The sequence below is a fragment of the Segatella copri genome, from assembly GCF_026015625.1.
GTDB lineage: Bacteria > Bacteroidota > Bacteroidia > Bacteroidales > Bacteroidaceae > Prevotella > Prevotella copri_H.
In genome coordinates this window covers 3,437,569-3,458,901 of record NZ_JAPDVG010000001.1, presented here as the reverse complement: position 1 = coordinate 3,458,901, position 21,333 = coordinate 3,437,569, and the positions used below count along the sequence as shown (strand labels likewise).

Sequence of the window (21,333 nt, the reverse complement as noted above, 5' to 3'; positions counted from 1 at the left end):
TTACTTGATAACCATCTTTTTACCATTCTTGATCACAATGCCCTTGTAACCCTTACCTACCTGCTGACCAGCGAGGTTGAAGCACTTGCCATCCTGGGCAACCTTCAGATTCTCTACCTTAGAAATACCTGTGGTAGTATTAGTGATGATACGCTTTGCACTCTTAATCTTTACGGTCTGAGTAGCGCCAGCAGCACAATTGCTCTGAAGAGCAATAGACTTAATAGAAGTCCACTCTACAGGAGCTTGATCCTTTGTAAACTCAATTTCACTATTGAGTTCAAGTTCAGCTTTCTCACTTCCAACAGGAATGCCGATATAAGCAGGGACCTCATCGTCACCAGCAGTAACAGCCATCGGCAACCACTGCAATGCATCCTTAGTAGGCTCAGCGAACTCGATAACATATTTCTGAGACTCCTCAGCAGACTTTGTATAGGTCAACAATGTGCAAGTCTTGTCACAAAGATACTGCAAATTCCACTGAGTGAACTCAAACCAAGGAGTAGCAGTTACCTGCTTTACCTCTCCACTTGCAGAGGTACTCTGAATTTCCTCATCACCATTCTGCTTCACAAATACCACCTTATTAATAGTGATAGAAGCACCTACTTTCTTAAGCCAATGTCAACTTGTCAATAGACTTGCCATCATATTTATCGCCAAGTTCCAATTCTACGCTCTCCTTTGCAGGATCAACGTCTACATAATCAGCAGGATCCAAATCCCAGTTGTCCTTACCATAGCCTGGAGCCTTAACACCAATGACAAGTTGCATCTTGTTGTCACCAACCTGTGTAAGATCAGAATAGTAAACCTTAATCGCTTTATAATCTGAAGTAGAGATAGAAGCCTTGTCTGTCAAAGTAACTTCATTCCAATCTTCTGTTGCTGTTACACTCAAAGGTAAAGGACCATTAATGTCTGCAAACTTCTTGAATGCCCAGCTTGCTGCACCACCGAAATAAACTGTTTCTTCAGTTTCAGCGGCATTACCCAATGTTGCAAAAGCAAACATTGCTGCCAATACAAAAGTAAATTTTTTCATACGCTTTTAATTTTAAGTTTATTGATAATAATTGTTCATTCGTGGAACGAGAAATGTTTCTCATTTCCGCTTGCAAAAGTAACAGAAAAGGCTGAAAAAGACTTTGCGTGGTATAACAAATACTTTGTGAGAAGTACCAAATAGGTTTGATAGCCAACATTATAATGAAAATGATACACCATCAAACCTATTTGTAAACGTCTCATTTGTTATATGTTAAATATCAATTACTGAATTATCTTTTTCTGATAACATTGCCTTTATAGTTATGTTTATCGCTGCCCAGAAAGGTTGAATGTCTCGCCAAGTTTTGGGCGGATGATGACCCTTCTGTAACTGGTCAGCGCCGGAGTCCCATTGTCTGTCACTTCACAGATTATATGCAGTTCTTTTCCTGCTGCATCCTGGGGGATACGTAGAATGGCATTAGCTTTGTCTGCCTCTCTGATACTTACCGTTGAGGTGTAAGTACCCGCTTCCGGCAATATCCACCAGTGGAATGTCAGTTTATCTTTATCCGGATCCACAGATTTTGAAGCGTTTAATTGGAGTTCCTCTTCTGTTTCTGGTTCAATTATAATCGGGTTCAATCCCTTTTCACCATTTACGATGACTATCGGGTTACGGTTTCCTTTGCCGTATGCAGCCCAATCCATACGTGCCATGAAGTTGGCGAATATTGCGGGATAGAAGTATTTTTCATATTTCTCCGATATGCATCTGACTGCCGGATCTGCATTTGTGTAGCATGTTGTCAGACTGTCTGGTGACAGTCCCCATCGGAAATAGCCACCCCAACCTACCTGGCTACATACGGTCGGATCGTTTAATCCATTTGGGGTTACATGTAGGAAAGAAGGAGTGTCGCCTTCCACTCCGTATTTGTTTTTCGGATATATTTTCCCTAGATTCCCGTGATTTTGTATATGAGTTGCGTATTCGTTCCAATTCTGGCTTCCTATGGCGTTCTGCACGATCCAGGCGCTGTCGTCCCAGAAAAAGCGGATATCCTTGCCGCAAGTCTTGCGGATCCATTGATGAGAACTGAAGGCATAATCCACAGGGGGACCTCCGCATACATCTTGGTCTGTAATTGTATAAACACACAACTTATTCAGAAACTTTTTAAACACCTGAGCAGCAAAAAGTTCTTGAACAAGTCAAGCGGCAGAGCCGAGCGGCCCAGGATTTTGCCATGTCGAAGAATTCACTTATCTTAGTGTTGCAAAAACAAACAAGAGAATCCAACGATAGCACAGCTTCCATGCATAGTCTCCTCAGCGCGGGATACGTACAGGAAGTTAAGGAGAGTGCATCATAATGGGCAATGCACCCTCCTTGTCATCAGGAAGTTATCATTTGAACTTCCATTCGTCGAATGTGATATTGTTTCCTTTCAGGACAAAACAGAGGTCCATTGTGCCTGTCATATTCTTTTGAAGTTGGGATTCTATGAGTTTCATTTGCGGGGTACCGACTTTGATTGAAGCTATGACTTCTCCGTCCGGCCTATCCCGGCGGACTTCTATGATTCCGTTTCCGGATGCCTTAATTTCCAGACTGGAAGGTACTTTGTTGAATTCCACACCTCTGACAGCAATGATGCCAGTCTTGTTGGGAACGGTAACGGCATACATGTCCCCGATGTTTTTTCCATTTGTGAACTTGACACCTTGTGTGGCTGCTGTGGTTTCGGCCTGCTGGATGATGAACGGATTCATAGGCTGTATCTGTTTTACGCCTTTCAGAGTCTGATTACCCATGTGGATATTCACAGTATTCTCGTCAACTTGTATTTCATCGACACAAACATTACGAAAACCAGCTGTTGTATTGAAACTATGTTGCAAACTCATTGTGTGATAGAATACATACCATTTCCCGCGGAATTTGTGTAGATGTGTATGATTGTTGCTGTAGTCAAATCCATAATCTCCAGGGGTTTTCATATAGTTGTGCTGGTATTTCCAACTTTTGGTTACCAGCGGAGTTTTGCTAGTCATGTAACTCATGCAACAGGTGGTTGGTTTCTCTGTCGGGAGAGGCCAGTCGCTAAAATCTTGCCAATCTATGTTATAAGTATAAACGTATGTGCCGTTGATGTAGTTTAATTCGTTAGCTTCGAAATGATGGGGAGCCCTGATGGGCTTTATCGGGCCATCCACACTAATCATGTCTTTTCCCAAACGCATAATGCGAGCACATCCTCCGCCTACTGTCAGCCAACCTTTTCCTTTGTCATCGATGACTACACCCGGATCGAAAGCAGCTTTGCATTCTCCTGCTATGCCGGGAGTGTTTGTGTCTACCAAACTATGATTCAGCGGGCTTGACCACGGTCCTATGGGGGATGTGGATGTCAGCACTGCGGTTCCACCCCCGCTATTGGAGAAATAGAGGTAGAAGTGAGTCTTGCCGTCCGCTTCCTCACGTTTTGCGATCGACGGTGCCCATGATGTTTGTATCCATGGGGCGATGCTGTCTGTTTTAATAATTCCGTGATAGGTCCAGTTTGTCATGTCATCGGAAGACATCATCACCAGAGATTTGATGTATTCGTAGGAGTTTTTTCCGTAACCGCCTATTGAATCATATTGTTGCTGATCGTTTGTTGCGTACACATAAATTCTGCCATTATATTCTACTGCAGTTGGATCCGCTGTAAACATAAAATCCAGCAGGGGATTTCCATCTCCTGTGGTGAGTTTAGGGGAAACGTCCGGCATGGTTACATAAGGCACGGAATCATTTTGCAGGGACGGTTTTTCTCTGCCCCACGCATTTTGCTGGTGAGATATCATACATGCAGCAATGGCCATTGATAAAACGGGGGTCTGGATATTTTTCTTTTTCATTCGTATATGATTAAATTGTTTATTCGTTGCAAAATTACAAGAATAATCCGACATAGGCTTTGCGCCATATATCAAATACTTTATCAAACGTATCAAAATGCACTGGAAGGGCAGGTTTGTTACCTGCCCTCCCAGTACTGAATGATTACAAGCGTAGGGCTTGATGCCTACAAGTGACGTAAGTAATAGTGAGAAGAATGCCTTCCGCATATCTTTTGGCGGTCGCCAAAAGATATGCGATTCTAGGACTTGCAATCATTAGGAACAGGAGTTAAAGGCATTAGCTTCTGGAACAACAATCATCAACTCCTAGGGCTACAAGCAACAGATACTAGATTAAGAATTTTCACAACCCATAACATTGGGTATAAACTAAAGTTACATGGCACCCTATTAACAAGGCAAAAATAGCTCAAAAATGTCCCTAATCCAAAAAATCAGTACGAATTTTCGGATTATAATCCAAAAAAACAGTGTTATTTTTTGGATTAGCGAATATTTTCATTACCTTTGCAGAAGATTAGCTGCACTCGGCAATTTGAAAGCGAGCTTTCATTGCGCTCATTTGCATAATCTTTGCAGAAGATTAGCTGCACTCGGCAATTTGAAAGCGAGCTTTCATTGCGCTCATTTGCATAATCTTTGCAGAAGATTTAAACATAAGAATAAAATGATAAGAAGGAAACTACAAGAAACGATAGAGGCCAGAATGTTTGGTGGTAAAGCTATTATTATAATAGGTGCCAGACAAGTAGGAAAAAGTACGCTTTTCAAAATGATACTTGAAAAACGTACGGAACCTATATTGCAATTAAACTGTGATGAGCCAGAAGTAAAAGAAATGCTATCCCAGGTGAATAGCCAAGAACTAAAATTGCTCATTGGCAAACACAAGATTGTCATGATAGACGAGGCACAAAGAGTAGAAAACATAGGGCTAACCCTAAAATTGATTACCGACAACTTCCCTGAAGTACAATTACTGGTAACAGGCTCTTCCTCATTTGAATTACAAAACAAGCTCAATGAGCCACTGACCGGCAGAAAGTTTGAGTATCATCTCTTTCCATTGTCCACTGGTGAATTACTCGAATCTCAAGGCTTACTTACAGTAAAGCAAACACTAGAGAATCGCCTCATCTATGGCTCATACCCAGATGTCATCAATCATACAAAAGATGCAAAAGACATCTTGTACAATCTGTCCAATAGTTATCTCTATAAGGACTTGCTCACCTTAGAGAGTATACGCCGACCTGCATTGCTTAGCAAGCTACTCACTGCTTTAGCACTGCAAGTTACTAGCGAAGTTTCATACAATGAGCTGGCACAGACAGTAGGTACGGACAGCAAAACCGTGGAAAAATATGTAGACTTGCTAGAAAAATGCTATATCATCTTCAAGCTAAATGGTTTTAGCAGAAACCTGCGCACAGAACTGAAACGAGCCAAGAAGTTTTACTTTTACGACAATGGTATCCGAAATGCCATATTGCAAAACTTTGCGCCTTTGACCCTTCGACAAGATGTTGGTGCCTTGTGGGAGAACTTCGTTATCAGCGAAAGAATAAAAGCTAACCAGTATGAAGGAAGATATGTAAACAGCTATTTCTGGCGAACCAACCAACAGCAAGAGATAGACTACATCGAGGAAAGCGACGGACAGTTTACTCTCTTCGAAATGAAATGGAATCCAAAGAGAGCAAATACTCAGTTTCCTGCTTCCTTCCTAAACACATACGATGTGAAGGATAAAACGATCATCACTCCCGAGAATTGGCTAGAGCACCTATAAGAAACAAAAAAGTCCTTTCACCTTTCATCTATCTGAAATGCAAGAAGATAGATGAAAGGTGAAAGGACATCTAAACAACAAAACGATTTTTATTTTATCACAAAACCTAACTACTTCATCACAATTTTTCTACCCTTGTGAATAAAGATTCCGCTTGTAGGATGCCTAATACATCACGTCCTTCTCTGGGAAGCCAAATTAAAGATTTTGGCACGAAAACGCACTTTTTCTCGAAAAAAAAGTGAGAAAAAGTGCGTTTTCGTGCCATTTTAAGGAATAGTTGAGGTCCCAGAGACCAGTAGGATCACCCTTTGTAGTTCCCTATATTTTAGGTGGTGGTAACGGTGGTAATAAAATCGAGAAAAAATTATTTTTTCTCTATGTCTTTCAACTCCACTTTATCCTTCACGAACTCGGGAATATTGAATGATTTCAAGCACTTGTCGTAGAAATCAGGAGATTTCTGTGGCAGAAGGAATGGCTTGGAAGCCTTGCCGTTCTTGTCGATATGACAAATATAAGGCATCGTATAAAGCCCATTTACTCGGCGCGAGCCAAAGACGAGCCATCTACCATTGCTACTCCATGAGTGATAACTCTCGGTATCTCGGCTATTGGCAGCCGACAAAGGTTGACATTCCTTGGTTTGGAGATTGATGATACAAAGATCTGCCTCATGATGCCAAATAGGGAAACAACCATAATCGGCTACCGTAACCACCAACCATTTGCCATCTGGCGAAATGCGAGGCATTACGGCACTTTTACCTGTCGTATGAGCTGAAAAAAGCGTATCTACCTCGGTGCCAAAAGCATGATGGGCAGCATCAAAGGCTATGGAACAAACGCTATATTTCACGTCCTTATAACGACGAGGCATCTCCACACTATCTGCGGTACAGAAATAGAGACGCTTGCCATCTGGTGAGAAACAAGGATAAGTTTCAAAACTTCGTTGCGAGCTCAATAAAGGAGAAGTAAAGATATGGTTGGATGCCAAGTCATAAACCACGACATCCGACTTCTGGTCATAGACCTCAATGCGATTTCTGTCTGATGAGTGAAAACCCTGATGGGTATCATTGGTTGAGAAAGCGATCAACTTGCCTGAAGGATGCCAAGCTGGATAAACCAACGACTTGATACTATCCACATCGATGCTCAACTTCTTAGCCAACCCATCTCCTTGCATCACGTATGTGCCTCCCAACTTTCCCGCACGCAGATGCAGCATCATCTGTTTGGCATTCTGATTGCAGAAGTTGTGACAGTTCATGCAATTATTCCCCGTCACCGTATTCTCCAAGATAGGCGACTGCGAATAATCGGAAAGACAACGTTGATAGATGCCCATCTTGTACCATTGCTCATAGCCTGGTTCGATTAGGCGATAAGCAATATAGGGGTCAATGCTATCAGGCGAGACGTGGATTGAGAAAGGCTTGAGACCACAATTATTCTCACCTCTTCTCACAACTACCTGTACTTCGATGCGAGAAGCGGAAGTTATGAGATTTTTCCAATCACCCTCGCCGATACAGACTTCTGTATCATCCGCCTGAACCGTTACGCTCTTTCCATCGTCTGTGGAAAAAATGGCAGCGACAACCTCGCCTGGCTCTTTTTCCACTCGGAAATGGAGCGGAGCCATCTGACTAGGAATCGTTACATTCTGATAATCCGGAAATATCTTAGGCGACTCGGAGAGTTGCTTATCAACAACCACTCGTGAAGAACAACTTGCCAACAAACATAATCCGAGGCAAGCCATCACTACCCTACCGATTCTGCATTTCACATTATTATATATATAGCACATCATTTTGCAAACACTTATTATTGGATTAACATAATCTAATCACTCTTTCATTCTGGATTTTTACAAAACACTTCCATTGCCTTGGCAAAGGAGGCTGGAATGTGCGGCATAGCCTTCGTTCCCATGTATTGCTTCATCAGAGCCAAGAACTTGGATCGTTGGTTCGCCACGATATACATCGCTCCCAAATACTCCAAAGTGGCACGATGCTCAGGACAAGCCTTGACGATGGAAGCCAAGTCGTTGTCGAAGCCACCGTTGCCAATCAACTTATCATCGGAGAAGATACACTTGCGTTTCATTCCCAACACCTTGTCTGCCCTCACAGCCTTGTCGTTATAGAGAAATCTGCGTCGTTCTTTAGCCCAATCACGGTAAGCCAAGGTTCGCTCCAAAAGCTTGATATATTTCTCTGCCACCGCATAGGCGCCATTCTCGATGTTCGTATCCACCAATCGTTGCCAAAGATATGGGCTTTTATTATCCATATACTCCTGAGACTCAAAGGCACAAAGCTGCGACATGTTCACATAGCCCATCGCATAATAGACATCCATCATAAGCATGCTCATCTGCAAGGTCTTAAAATCGGAAGCCATGATACTGTTCATGCCTTGCTGGTCAAACATCAGCAGTTTTTCTCCCAGTTCTCCCTTCTCGGCGAGTGCCATATTGCGACAGAGTTGGAAGGTGACATTGCCCTTGGCACCACGGCTATTGCTACGGTTGATAATCTCATCCCATTGCTGGTGACGAACATAATAATAGATTTTCTTCATATATTCGTCCTGAGCTTGATAGCTAGAAACAAACAGGACAACAACCGCCCCTAGCACAACCACACACTGAGCCATCAAGCCATACTTGCCGAGTTGCTTTTGCAGATAAACATAACAAAGTTGCAACACCCCCACGACCACAGCCATAAGCCAAGGCAGATAAGCCATGAAGTTTAGCACAGAACCTTCTCGAACCAAGCAATTTCTTCTTACCACCAAAGCTATCATAGCGACTGCGACAACCTTCAACCAAAGTCTGCAACGAAGTACAACCGCCACCAAGAACATAATCATCACCAAACACACACTGCCCGCAAGCAAACAGCTCATATTGGAAACAAGTGTCATCAGCATCGCAACCGCCGTGATGCAACCTAGGTATCTGGCTCCCTCTTTCACCCATAAGCTTTGGGCATAAGCTACCAAAGTCATCAAGATACCATACACAACGGGCCCAGCCCCATAACAGAAGAACTGCATAAGGAAGTCTGCCAATACAATAGCCACCCCACCCGGCTTAGCCAAGGTTTGGCAGACGGCATCGGCATCCCAATAAAACGTATTCCACTGTTCCAAGTAATAAAAATGGTAAGTAGCGGCAGAATGGCAAATGCATACAAAGACGATGCAGATGCCAAGCCATATCATCAGTTTAGAGTTTATCATTAATCGTTTCATCATATATGTTATTTTTTACGAACCATTCCCGCTATTAGGAGAAGGCCGATCGGGCCTTACGGCTCAACCGACCTTCTATTTTAGTTTTTTATTGCTTAACAAAAGAATAAGTTTTCTCCGTTCCATCCTCATAACGCGTCTTCACAATGTTCAAGCCATGCTGAGATCTCGGTAACTTTACACCTGACACATTATAAAACTGGCGAGAAACAATACGTTTAGTCTTCGACTCTACTTGCTCAATGGCAGTCAAATCGTTGAATTTATTTTCATCAACAGTCTCTTCTGTCGAGAACCAATCCACATCCACATAGCCTCCATTCTGCTGGGTTGCATAATTAAAGATGGCAAAGCGATTGCCTGTGAATATCTTGAGGGTATAGCGCATCTCGGTTTCGATGTTCTTGCCCAAATCAAACCACTTCTGATTGTCCCAACTGATATAGAACTTCAATTTATTGGTTTTGAAATTGGCCACTGCCCGAAGATAGATCTTATCGTTGTGCGAAGCAGTAGATGTGCTAAACGTCCTATAATGTTCCGTATCATCTACTACACCCTGCCAAGCAGCCTTTGGTTCCCACCAAGGAGCACGATAGTAAACCACTCTTTTCTTGCCGTTGATCATCTTTACTGCAACATAAGCATGGGGGTCTTGGAATACACAAAGCCCAGCCACATCACCTTCCTTCATATGGGATACATCTAAGCAAATCGTGCCATACGTATCGGTAGAAGTAGAGGCACCCTCCTTATCGTATCCAAACATGCGTTGGGCCAAGGTATTGCGCGCCTGTAAGAATTCGTTGAGCTTGGTGTCGGTGCCTTCCTTCACAATGCCCGACGTGTATAAGCGCAAGAATCCAGGTCGTTCGGTCAAAGACCATGCCGAATTGTCAGGATTGTGGTTCCATTCCCACTGCATCCCAAGCTTGTCGGTGTTGAAACCATCATTGGTTGGCAAGTATGTTTTTGGATATTCCTTACCTACATTAGGCTTCTTGTAAGACTTGCCACCCTTGCTCACATCAATGCCATTGTTACCGAGAATAGGCCATCCATCTTTCCATACCACAGGTTCGAGATACGGAATACGCCCGATAGTACCTGCATCCTTGAAGAGAATCGTCCACCATTCGCCTGTCTGCGTCTGTACCAATCCCCCTTGATGGATGTCCTGCTTTTCGAAAAGCAATCCAGTCACCACCATCGGCAAACTTTTCATGGTTGAAGGCGATGAAGTGAAGGTAAAACTTACCTTGGTAGTATTTCAGACTAGGAGCCCATTGCCCTTTGGAATACTGATTATATCCATTCTGGAGATTAAAAGGCTCCGACTCCGCTATTTTTTGGAGAGGATTGGCACAATATTCCCAGTTCACCAAGTCGTGCGACTTCAAGATTGTCGCACCAGGGAAATAGAACATTGTGGTAGATACATAATAATAGGTATCCCCCACGCGGATAATGTCAGGGGCAGGAAAGTCTGAGTTGATGATTGGATTGGTATAAGTACCATCACCATTGTCAGCACACCACTGCTTGGCATAATTTTGCGCATTCGCCTGCAAAGACACCAATAAACCTGCTAAAATTATCAGTTTCTTCATCATCCAATTTATTGAGTTAAGTTTTTAAAAGATATGCCTTTTACACTCAACGCCTTTGCGTGGTGTAAAAAAGAGAATTCAAAAAGGTCAGTCGAGCCTCATGGCTCAACTGACCTATCACGACTAACATATATTTCGGTTAATCATTATATGATAAAACCTAAAAACTAATGTTCTATTTCAATGTTCATATTTCATGTTGCTAACCCAAGCATTAATCTATAGGATGCCCAGTTGGTCCGAAAAAATTCTTATGATATACGAATTTAAAAGTCCTAACTATTTCAGGGTATCCTGTTGACTCATTTATTATACATACCTTAAAATCAAACTCCTCAGTTTTTCCATTTTGGCTTATATAAGCGATGCGAGTTTCAGGCATGACTTGGATTTGCACACCCTCGGCTCCATACATTGGTAGCCATTGGTAATGATAACCTTCAGGTAGGACGTTCAAACAGACTCCAACAACATCAGACTTCATCGGAAAATCATTCGAATCCAACAACAGGTAATTACCAGGATACGCACTGGTATTATACGTTCCTTCAATATTAAAGAAGCCATTAACAGATTCACTTCGCATATTGTTTGCAGCCATAGCAACACAAGATACAACGACAGCCACTAATGTCAATAAAAACTTTTTCATACTTATTTTCTTTAATACTCATATTAACAGTTATTCAGCTAAGTTCTCCCAATACTTAGGAGCACCAAGACCTACAGCGAAACCTGCATAGGTATGCTTGCGAAGATAGTTGAGATCCCAGAGACCAGTAGGCTCACCCTTGCGCCAACCTGAATCCTTAGGAGAATCTGTAGCACACCACTGAGTGATGCCATACTGCTGAGCAGCAGGGATAATCTCGAAGTACTTCTGGAGAACGAAGGTGTAGAGGTCACGCATTTCCTTGTGTTGTTCCTCGGTCATCTGATCATAAGTTACAGAATTGCCAGCGGCATCGACATAACCCATATCAAGTTCAGAAATCTTGCAAAGCTTTTCACTTTTCTTCATCAACTCCAACATCTTGACGATATGTTTTTTCACACTTTCCTGTTTGACAGGATCAGCATAGCAAGAGATATGCATCTGAGATGCGATACCATCAATCTTGGTCACGCCATCAGCCTCCCAATCCTTGATCCACTGAATCAAACTCCTCAACTTGCCATTGTCGTCCCAATCGCTCTCCAAGTTATAATCATTGATGAAGAGTTTCAATTTGTCAGGGTCACCATTATGGGCGGCAAAACTCTTGCGAGCATCAGCCACGGCTGTGCGAACATAGTCGATGTCGCCGAGATAATCCTGCCAGTAGAAATTGTTCTTTGCATCGTCAGCTGAAACGTTGCCTCGTTTAGCAGACTGCAAGTCAAACTTGCCATCACCATCTTTATCGGCACCAGAAAGGGCCTCGTTCACAACATCCCAAGATGTAACATAACCATCAGTAGCCTCCATCATACCATCAATCCAAGTTCCCATGGCAGTGGTAAGAACATTTTTCTTCTCTTCATCGGTGAGAGGAATGGAGTTGAGATTCTTGACCTGATAAACCTTAACAGAATGTACATCCAAAGTAGCATCTGCTGTCTGTGGTTTCAAGATAATATCATAATTACCTCCAGCAATATTAGGCATCGGAAGTTTTACGGTATGACGACCAGCAGAAACAGGTACTTTTACAGTAATTTGCTGGTTACTATTTGCATCCCAACCATTCTGCATAGTCAATTCTACTCCACTAGCATCCTTTGAAGCTGACAAGTCAAGATAAACCACATAATTACCCTCCTCAGAAAGCGTATTGTTGCTACTTGGCATAACAAAGAACTGAGACCAATCTCCTGTTGGAACAAAATGGATAGCCCCATTCACAACAGGTGGTTCGCAACCCATAGCATAGAATGGGAAAGGTCCATCAGTATAGGTTTGCTCATGAACTAGTTGTTCTACCTCGACAGCTGCGGCTGCAGAAGCCACCTTGATGGTACAGCCAGTCGGATTCCAACCACGAGCTGACTCTTTTGCAAAGTCTCCATTTTCAATAAGATTCTCATCAGAACCAGCTTTCGTCAACTTAAAGTCATCGCAAGAAATGGTTCCTCCTACGTTACCGAACACAAACTGAAGCTTATCAATAGGGAAATTGGCAGTAAACTCCCAAGTCAAAGTAGAATAATCGTTAGTGATGTCATAATCAGCCAAATACTGAACATCATTACTACCACCCCATTCGTTTTTATTATCACTTGCTTCCCAAATAGGCCAAGCAGCAAAAGTTCCACCATCCGAAGCCTTTACCTTAACGGTCATCACGTAACTTTGTCCCTTAACCAATGCCTTAGGCAACACATAACTAATCTGTTTATCCCATTTATTGGCACCAGCTTCGCCACAAGCAATCTCCAAGTACTTGTTTCCACCATTTGGATCAGGTGGCAACTCCTTATCCTTGATAAGATTTTTGAGGTACTTATTGGCTGCCTGAGAATGCCAAGCCAGCGTATGACCATAAATCGTCATATCTGCATCTTTCGCATTCTTGACGAACTCCTTGACTAACGAAAAATCCATACTGCCATCATCTTTCACACAAGAAGCCATTTTCATGGCATTACCAGCAGTCATTTCATTGAAATTGCTACCAGCAAGGCAATATACAAGTGCCTGCTTGTTGAATTCGGCTGCTTCAAGCGCAATGCCCAACTTAAAGTTGGGATTGCACTTGCCGGCAGCTTTCATATCTTCCACGTATTTCTTCAAAGGCTCGTAGTTATTCAGATACTGATATTCCTTCAAATTCTTGGTCATATCAGTTCTGTACTCCGAGAACTTGTCATCAGCACAAGAAGACAAAGCCAAGAGAGCCATCAAGCCTAAACCTAAATTAATATTTTTCAATTTCATAATAATCAAATTATTAGAATGACACTTATCTATCAAGAATATTACTTCCTGATATACTGAGGACTGAATTGAACAATACCATTGGTGTTACCACGAGTCTGGGCAACAAACTGATCGGATGTTTCCAAAACAATGCCTGAACCGAAATCAACCTTGTAATTGAGAGTCAGGATGTCACGATCCTTGTTACCCCAAGCCAACTTTGCTCCCTTTTCTACAAACTTACCTGTACCAGAAGCAGTCATGCCCTCTGTATCAGAAGAAACGGTACAATTACCATTATCATCGAACGTAAGTTTCAAGTTGCAAGTGACCTTTGAGCCGTCAGCTTTACTTACAGAGGCTACGAAATTACATTCCTTCAAACTCTTGGTTGTAATTCGACTCACTTCATCCTTTTCAATAGTTGCACCTTCACGCTTTACCTCATGAGTTTGTCCATTCACTGTAATCTTGTCAGTTCCTCTACGGAAATAAAAGCCATCCCATGGATTCATAAACTTAACGCAATAAAGGATATAATCCTTAGGAACAATAAACCAAGCTGAAGCATCAGTACGAACAGGAGTTGTACCTGCAACGATAGGAGAACCCGAAAGAATAGAATCGGCTCCCACCATATCCTTGATGCGAACTGGGATTACATATGTATTCTTTGCACAATCTGGGTCAGCAAAAAAAGCATCCTCCAACTTAACCTGAAGACGTCCCTGCAATTTCCCATTATACGCAACCGTCTTGGTAGGAATTGTATAATAATTGCTAGGCATTGGCTTTACAGGAGTGACTCCATCCTCAAAATACAGATTGTCACACAATGAATTATCAACATCTACATTCAATGTGATGTTTTTTCCATTATATGCTCCACCCATTGTAGATACGATATACAATACATGATTATTATCATCCGTATTATCGCGATTCTCATCATTGCCTAAAACTACAGAACGTTCGATATACTGATAAGGATAATATACAGTAGTACCGCCCTCATAATCAGGAAATTCTTGGTTGCCATTCTCACAAGAGTTAAAGCCAAAAGCCAAGATTCCCAATGCAGCCATGGACAAATATTTGCTTATCTTCATTGTTTTCATCATTTTAAATATTAGTCGTTATTTTTTTACTTCCCAGCCCTTATTCTGCTGCAAGTTGCTCCACTTCAATATTTCGCTCTGTGGTATAGGACCGTAATACATGTAATCTTTATAGCTGCGATCCTCAACCTTCATTTCTTTGTATGATGGAACACCAGCCTCTGAAGTGATTTCTACACCACGCGCAGCCTCATTTAGAGGAGCTTTCCAACGGCGAAGGTCATTAAAGCGCTTATTTTCAAAACAAAGTTCCAAACGACGCTCGTTTCGAATCAACTCACGCATTTTCTCTTTGCTACCAGCGCACTCATCCAAGTATGGATCCTCGCCAAACTCGCCAATTCCGGCACGCTCACGGATTGCCTTGATTACATCGTAAGCTGAGTAGTTGTGAGTTCCCTTACCCTTTGGTCCCCAAGCCTCGTTGGCAGCCTCAGCGTAATCAAGGAATATCTCAGTATAGCGAATATACACAGGATAATGATACTGAGCATTCTTTGCATTAGGGTCAGGATTACAATCCTCACGCAACAGCTTTTTCATGTAATAGCCTGTACGAGTAGAATTGGAAATCTTATTCAAACCATCATTGTTATTAGCCGTCGTAATGTCTGTATGAATGGTCTTTCCCTTATAAGTACTACCATCATGAATGATATAAAGGTCAAGACGAGGATCTCGATTGCTGTAAGGATTCGACTTATCATACTCTGAACGATCATCGGTGATAGGATAACCATTTACAGCAGGGAATGCATCGACCAGATTCTGAGTTGGGTTGATTCTACCCTTACCATAAAGAGACGGAGGGAAATTATCAGACTCTTGGTTCAGACCAAGATCCCAGTCATCAGCACCATTGGTACGACTGCCACGCCAAAGAATTTCAGCAGGACAAGCACCTGAGCCAAGCGCATCGATTTCCCTGGTTTGCATAAACCAATTATTACCTGTAGCAGACAATCCATTCACACCATTGATACGGTCAAGAACGGTAGCTGCATCGTCAGCAGCCTTAGCATAATCCACGTTTGTACCTTCAGAGAAAGCAGGACTAGCTGCAAGCAAAGATACCTGTGAGCGAATAGCCTCAGCGATACGACCGCTGATACGACCACGCATAATGGAACCAAACACACGGTTGTAGTCTCCTGCGGTCTTTACTCCGATTTCCTTATACTTGGCAGGAACATCGTTATCATTAGTCAAATCATTGTAATCAAGAGGGAGAAGCTTGGCAGCCTCGTCCAAATCGCTATAGATTTGATCCAAGCACTCTTGGAATGTATTACGTGGCTTGTTGAAATCATCAGTAGAAGTCTCTGGTTCTGTCAAATTAGGAACGCCAAGCAGTTTGCCATCGGCTGTCCATCCACCATGATTCATCAAAAGATAATACAAGTTGAGAGCTCTCAAAGCATAAGCTTCACCTTTACGGCTATCACAATACATCTTACGGGCATTCTCGTCCTTTGCCCAGTTTACCTTATCTACCTCCTGAAGGAAGATATTGAGATATTGGATACTAGCACGACCATTTGTCCATTTAGACATAGGATCGCTATTAGCAGTCCAAGAACCTGTAGCCATCTTGAGAAAGCTATTTGTCAAGTCATTGCTTACAGCGTCATCTGTAGCAATATCAGTAACACTCTTGGTATTGTAAGGAAGCATCGCATAACCATATCCCAATAGTCCCTGAGCGTATGTTGGCTCATTGTAAATCTCATCCAAGCCACGGTTGTTTTCCTCTGCAGGCTCGAAGAGATCTGAGCAAGAAACCAAGGTAAGCGACATTGCTGCTAATATAAATATATTTTTTACTTTCATTTCTTTCTACATTTTAAAATGATTAGAATGTTGCCTTTACACCTATATTATAATAGCGTGTCTGAGGCGCAGACCCAACGTTCATCTCTAAGACTTCGCGCTCTCCTGAAATGGTAAGCAAGTTAGCTCCGCTTACGTATGCCGACAACCCCTTAAGCCATGTCTTTTGGAACAAAGTACTAGGCAAGTCGTAAGTTATCTGGACCTTAGCCAAGCGGAAAGCATCCGTCTTGTACATCCAGAAGTCTGATGTCTGGAAGTTGTTGTTACCATCAAGAGATGTCAAACGAGGATAGGTTGCAGTCTCTTTGGTTTCCTCTGTCCATCGGTTACGAACTACAGCAGAATATTTGCTATCGCCCTTTACCCACCAATAAGAATTATTCTTGACTCCCCAAGCACCGAAGTTACCGGTACCAAGAGCGAAGAAGGTAAAGTTCTTCCACTTAGCTGTAAGATTGACACCAAGCGTGAATGGTGCTCCATACCAACCACCCTTACCCAAGAAGACTTGGTCGTATTGGTCAATTTTATTATCACCATTTACATCCACATACTTGATGTCACCAGGTTTAACTGTTCCACCAAAATAGCTTTGGTCTGGAGAAGTTTTGATTTCCTCCTCGCTTTGGAAGAGACCTGCGCTCTTGTAACCCCAAATGCCATCAAGTGCCTTTCCTTGTCTGTTCTGATACTGCTCTACGTTGTTCTCATCTCGTTTGGTAGCCTTGGTTGTATAGTAAGTACCTGTCACACCAAGTGAGAGATCCACATCACCTACCTTCTTATTGAAGTTGGCTGCGAAATCAAATCCTACTCTACGATTATTGTTGTAATTCAGTACAGGCATAAACGAAGCCGCTGGATAACCAGTATTCAAATGAGATGGATAGAATGTTGGCGAAGAGATGAGATAACCCTCCATCGAATTGATGAAGAAACTTGCATCCAATGTCACCAATTTCTGCCACAGGGATGTCTTGAAATTCAGAGACAACTCTTTGCGCTTGATAAAATCAAGGTCTTTGTTCTCACCTCTTTTTGAATAGGTGTATTTATCGCTAGATCCATCATACCATCCATAGCCGTAATCAGAAGCCCAAATACTCTGATAGAGATAGTAGCGATTGTCACCATTTGCTATATCAATATCCTCATTGATAATACTACCTGATACACTAATCATCATGTCATCTACCACCTTGGAATTCTTCAAGAAAGACTCATTCTTGAGTCTCCAACCCAAAGAAAGTGATGGTGAGAGAGCCTCACGATGACCTGGAGCCAACTGGGCAGAGTGAATGGCAGCTAATCCAAAATCTGCGTAATACTTCTGGGCATAATTGTAAGAAGCATCGAATGCAAGATTGGCACTAGAGTTCTTATGATACTGTCCAGACTTCGACTGCTGGAAGCCAGAAGCTATCAACATTGCCGACAGATTGTGAACCTTGTTGAAAGTATTGTTGTAGTTGAACTGACCAGAGAAAAACATGGTCTGGTTATCTGTACTTCCGCTGATGTTCTGGTTGCCAGACTTTTTATCCTCACCTTCCTTCTTCAATGCGACAATCATATCCTTGCCATCAACGTTAGCCCATGTTGGGATATAAACAGCATAGCTATTATCGAAAGAAGTATTATAAGAGGTGGCATAGTCAACTGCGAAATGAGTCTCGAAAGACAAGCCCTTCAACACCTTGTGCAAGTTGATATTGACACCCGTATCAAACTGGAATTGACGACTAGTAAATTTACTACTTCCTGCAGAATAGATATCAGCAAAAACATTGGAGGAGTTTGCCTGAGTACCAGCAAGGAAGTATTTGCCATCAACCAACTTCGCAACGCTCATCAAGTCCCAAGCAGCCTTAGCATTAGGGGCTATCATATCTGTGGAGATAAGAGGAGCTGCATTCTGTGGAAAATTAGGACGCCAAGTAGAAGCAGCTTCCCAGTAATTACCCTTTGCAGAATGAGAATCATAGAAGGTTGCACTGGAGTTGACCCAAGCCTTAATATCATCAGTAATGTCTATATCCACATTACCACGAACGCTGAAGCGCTGGGTATTATTATTCTTAGCCTCACCAAACTTGAAATAATCGCCCTGGCGATAATAGTTGATATTGCTATAGAAATGAGCTCGCTTACCACCACCGCTGATTTCTGCAGTAGCCTCATAACGGCTGTTCATCTTTCTGAGATAATCAGAAGAATAGAAATCGAGATTAGGATAACGATAAGGGTTCAAACCTGCTCCATGATTATAGATGTCCTCAGCAGAATAAAGCTCAGACAGACCATCATTACGACGAGCCTCGTTATAGAGAGTCATATACTCTGCACTGCTAAGATACTCAGGATAAGACTTTGCTACATTCAAACCTGCATTAGCCTGCACCTCGACCTTCAAGCCGTCATTATGACCACGCTTGGTGGTTATGACTACAGCACCCTTGGCAGCCTTGCTACCATAGAGCACCACAGCCTGCGCACCCTTGAGGAAAGAAATCTGTGCAATCTCACTTGGTTGAACGTTATTAGCTTCACGAGGCACACCATCTACCAAGACGAGATAACCAGCGTTGTCGGCATCCATACCCCAGAGAGAATTGCCATTCCAACCACCTACATAACCTTGCATATTGTCGAGGCTATAAGTATGGTAATTCTTCTTCATCAAGTTCTCTACATCGACTACAGACACACCGCCCAAGATGTCATCCTTGGCTACCTTTCGGTAAGCCACCTGAACCATCTCCTTGTCGGCACTGGCTGTATCGGATTCGCTTGTCTGTGCAGTCTTGGCATTGGCACCAAGAGGAGCCAAAGCCACGAGACTTGCTACAAAAAGCTTATAATTATATGATTTGAATCTTGAATTCATACTATCATTATTCATTTAGTATTACTAATTTATAATTTTAAACCTTACCAGCCAGGATTTTGATTAAACTCTGGATAGAGCTGAGTCTCCTTGATTGGCAATGGGAACCAATAGTGCTTGGTAGTGAAATTACGAGTCAATATCAACTCTCTGCGATAATTGGCAACCTCAGCGTCCTTAGGATCATGATTCTTATAGAAGTCTGCACTTTCCACACGGTCAAACTCCTGTGAGAATTTTTGATTATATGGTGCCTCTGTCAGAAGCAACCAACGCTGCAAGTCACAAAAACGGAATCCTTCGAAAGAAAGTTCTACCTCACGCTCACGACGGACCTCGTCCATGAACTTATGGTTGTCTGCAACAAATTCTGGAGCAACATGACCAGCACCACAACGGTCGCGAAGTGTATTAATTGCATCTTCTGCGGTCTTACCAAAGTTTGAAGACTTGCCAGTAGCACCACCGAATGCAGCACAAGCCTCTGCATACATCAAGTATATGTCTGCAAGACGCATATATGGCAAATAGCAGTGGAAAGCTGCACCCCAGTCGTAATCTTTATCCACTTCATTACAAGTATGAGGCACCAACTTCTGAATGAAATAACCCGTACGGCTTGCATTTTCTATAGGGCGCATATTACCACCCGTATATAATTGGCAATACTGTAAATCTGCATACTGACCAGGTGATCCGTTCAAATACTTAAAACCATCAAAGACGATATCGTGGTAGAAACGGGGATCACGATTTTTGAAAGGATGCTTAGGGTCGAAACCAGACTTTGGATTAAGTACATACTGACCATTCTCAACCAAATAGATTGGTTCTCCGTTAGCCATTCCATAAGCCTCTACAAGGTTGGCCGTAGGTTGGTGAATGACATTATCATGAGCAACTACTTTCTGTACCTTAGGGCCAAAGACCTTAGAGGTGTTCCAGTTAGAGCCATTAAAATCAGGAGATGGACCACGGAAGATAGCTTCAACCGTTCCAGGCATTTTCCAGTTCTGCTTCTTGGTATAGAATATATCAGAAAAACAGCTATTGGCATCATCAGATTTCTCATGATTGTAGATGTCTTTGTACTTAAACTCTGCCAATGCATATTGTGTCTGACCAGCTTCTACAAGAGAGAGCAGTTCACCAAAAGCCTCAGCTGCCTTCTTAGCATATTCCTGATCATAATCATAAGTCTTGCCATTCTTGCTGGCACCAGTCTGCGCACCATTCTTCATCAAAGGACTAGCAGCCCAAAGATAGGTTTTACCAAGATAACCAAGAGCCATGATCTTATTGATGCGAAGATCATTCTTACCTTGTGTGGCAGCACCTGCAGAAGTCTTATCCCAATTAATAGGCAACAAATCGGCAGCCTTGCGGAAATCTGCTGCCGCTTTATCAGCGCATTCCTGATAAGAAAGGCGTGGCAAATTCAGCTCGGCATTGGCATCGAGATAAGTATCCACATAAGGCATACCACCAAAATACTGCATCATTTCCTCATGCCACCATGCACGGAAGAAATAGAGCTGACCCTCTATCAGTTTTTTCTCTTCAGCACTTCCAGTCACAAACTTGTCGATATTCTGTAAACCGAGATTACATTTTCTGATGCAATACCACGCATGGTTCCAAATACCGTGGTCGAACTTATTAGTGGAAGTAGAAGCACCATCACGCTTTAACCAGTTACCAGTAGATTCCCATGCACGGAAGTTACCTAAATCAACCTGATGGGTCATTCTATTATCAGCCTCAGGATTGAAGATTTCATCATCACCCCAGTTCCATGAAGGACAATAGTTACATTTCTCTTTATCAGGGATACAGTTGTATATTTCCTCAACGAAACCTTGGAAATTACGGAAATTGGCAAAGGCATCGTCTGCAGAAACTGTTGAGTCTGGCTCCTTGTCCAAGTAGTCTTGACAAGAACTCAGCGAAGTACCGAGAGCCAGCGAGACGCATCCCGTCAACAATAATGTCTTTATCTTATTTTTCATCTG

General features: G+C 42.5%; 15 protein-coding genes. 1 reads left to right on the top strand and 14 read right to left on the bottom strand.

What is annotated here, in order from left to right:
• The 4 genes from ONT19_RS14400 to ONT19_RS14385 form a co-directional block, all read right to left on the bottom strand.
• Nucleotides 1–576 carry a hypothetical protein gene (locus ONT19_RS14400; protein WP_264953156.1) on the bottom strand — a complete coding sequence of 192 codons (576 nt, stop codon included), beginning with the start codon at nucleotides 574–576 and terminating at the stop codon, nucleotides 1–3.
• A 40-nt stretch (nucleotides 577–616) separates the two neighbouring features.
• Nucleotides 617–1,048, bottom strand: a complete 432-nt coding sequence (locus ONT19_RS14395) for a hypothetical protein (RefSeq protein WP_264953155.1) — start codon at nucleotides 1,046–1,048, stop codon at nucleotides 617–619.
• Nucleotides 1,049–1,320: 272 nt separating this feature from the next.
• Nucleotides 1,321–2,181, bottom strand: coding sequence for a DUF1593 domain-containing protein (locus ONT19_RS14390; protein ID WP_264953154.1), 861 nt, complete (start codon nucleotides 2,179–2,181; stop codon nucleotides 1,321–1,323).
• Nucleotides 2,182–2,403: 222 nt separating this feature from the next.
• Nucleotides 2,404–3,903, bottom strand: a complete 1,500-nt coding sequence (locus ONT19_RS14385) for a glycoside hydrolase family 43 protein (RefSeq protein WP_264953153.1) — start codon at nucleotides 3,901–3,903, stop codon at nucleotides 2,404–2,406.
• 670 nt (nucleotides 3,904–4,573) lie between these two features.
• Here ONT19_RS14385 and ONT19_RS14380 point away from each other — a divergent pair.
• A complete protein-coding gene (locus ONT19_RS14380) occupies nucleotides 4,574–5,698 on the top strand; it encodes an ATP-binding protein (RefSeq protein WP_117727185.1) in 1,125 nt (374 codons plus the stop codon).
• A gap of 367 nt (nucleotides 5,699–6,065) precedes the next feature.
• On the opposite strand, the gene ONT19_RS14375 is transcribed toward ONT19_RS14380, so the two are convergent.
• The 10 genes from ONT19_RS14375 to ONT19_RS14330 all read right to left on the bottom strand — a co-directional run bounded on the left by ONT19_RS14375 (nucleotide 6,066) and on the right by ONT19_RS14330 (nucleotide 21,330).
• Nucleotides 6,066–7,496, bottom strand: coding sequence for a TolB family protein (locus ONT19_RS14375; protein WP_264953152.1), 1,431 nt, complete (start codon nucleotides 7,494–7,496; stop codon nucleotides 6,066–6,068).
• 68 nt (nucleotides 7,497–7,564) lie between these two features.
• Nucleotides 7,565–8,977 carry a DUF6057 family protein gene (locus ONT19_RS14370; RefSeq protein ID WP_264953151.1) on the bottom strand — a complete coding sequence of 471 codons (1,413 nt, stop codon included), beginning with the start codon at nucleotides 8,975–8,977 and terminating at the stop codon, nucleotides 7,565–7,567.
• Between the two features lie 85 nt (nucleotides 8,978–9,062).
• Nucleotides 9,063–10,133, bottom strand: a complete 1,071-nt coding sequence (locus tag ONT19_RS14365) for a hypothetical protein (protein ID WP_264953150.1) — start codon at nucleotides 10,131–10,133, stop codon at nucleotides 9,063–9,065.
• Nucleotides 10,015–10,584, bottom strand: a complete 570-nt coding sequence (locus ONT19_RS14360; RefSeq protein ID WP_264953149.1) for a family 43 glycosylhydrolase — start codon at nucleotides 10,582–10,584, stop codon at nucleotides 10,015–10,017. Before ONT19_RS14360 ends, ONT19_RS14365 begins: the two co-directional genes overlap by 119 nt.
• 214 nt (nucleotides 10,585–10,798) lie before the next feature.
• Nucleotides 10,799–11,236 (bottom strand): hypothetical protein, encoded by a 438-nt coding sequence (locus ONT19_RS14355; RefSeq protein WP_217755790.1) that lies wholly within the window; start codon nucleotides 11,234–11,236, stop codon nucleotides 10,799–10,801.
• Nucleotides 11,237–11,266: 30 nt separating this feature from the next.
• On the bottom strand, nucleotides 11,267–13,501 hold the full coding sequence (locus ONT19_RS14350) for an endo-1,4-beta-xylanase (RefSeq protein WP_264953148.1): 2,235 nt from the start codon (nucleotides 13,499–13,501) through the stop codon (nucleotides 11,267–11,269).
• 41 nt (nucleotides 13,502–13,542) lie between these two features.
• On the bottom strand, nucleotides 13,543–14,592 hold the full coding sequence (locus ONT19_RS14345) for a DUF5627 domain-containing protein (protein WP_264953147.1): 1,050 nt from the start codon (nucleotides 14,590–14,592) through the stop codon (nucleotides 13,543–13,545).
• Between the two features lie 27 nt (nucleotides 14,593–14,619).
• Nucleotides 14,620–16,431 carry a RagB/SusD family nutrient uptake outer membrane protein gene (locus tag ONT19_RS14340; RefSeq protein ID WP_264910898.1) on the bottom strand — a complete coding sequence of 604 codons (1,812 nt, stop codon included), beginning with the start codon at nucleotides 16,429–16,431 and terminating at the stop codon, nucleotides 14,620–14,622.
• 22 nt (nucleotides 16,432–16,453) lie between these two features.
• Nucleotides 16,454–19,321, bottom strand: coding sequence for a SusC/RagA family TonB-linked outer membrane protein (locus ONT19_RS14335; RefSeq protein ID WP_264953145.1), 2,868 nt, complete (start codon nucleotides 19,319–19,321; stop codon nucleotides 16,454–16,456).
• Between the two features lie 44 nt (nucleotides 19,322–19,365).
• Nucleotides 19,366–21,330 carry a RagB/SusD family nutrient uptake outer membrane protein gene (locus tag ONT19_RS14330; RefSeq protein WP_264953144.1) on the bottom strand — a complete coding sequence of 655 codons (1,965 nt, stop codon included), beginning with the start codon at nucleotides 21,328–21,330 and terminating at the stop codon, nucleotides 19,366–19,368.
• Between the last annotated feature and the right edge of the window lie 3 nt (nucleotides 21,331–21,333).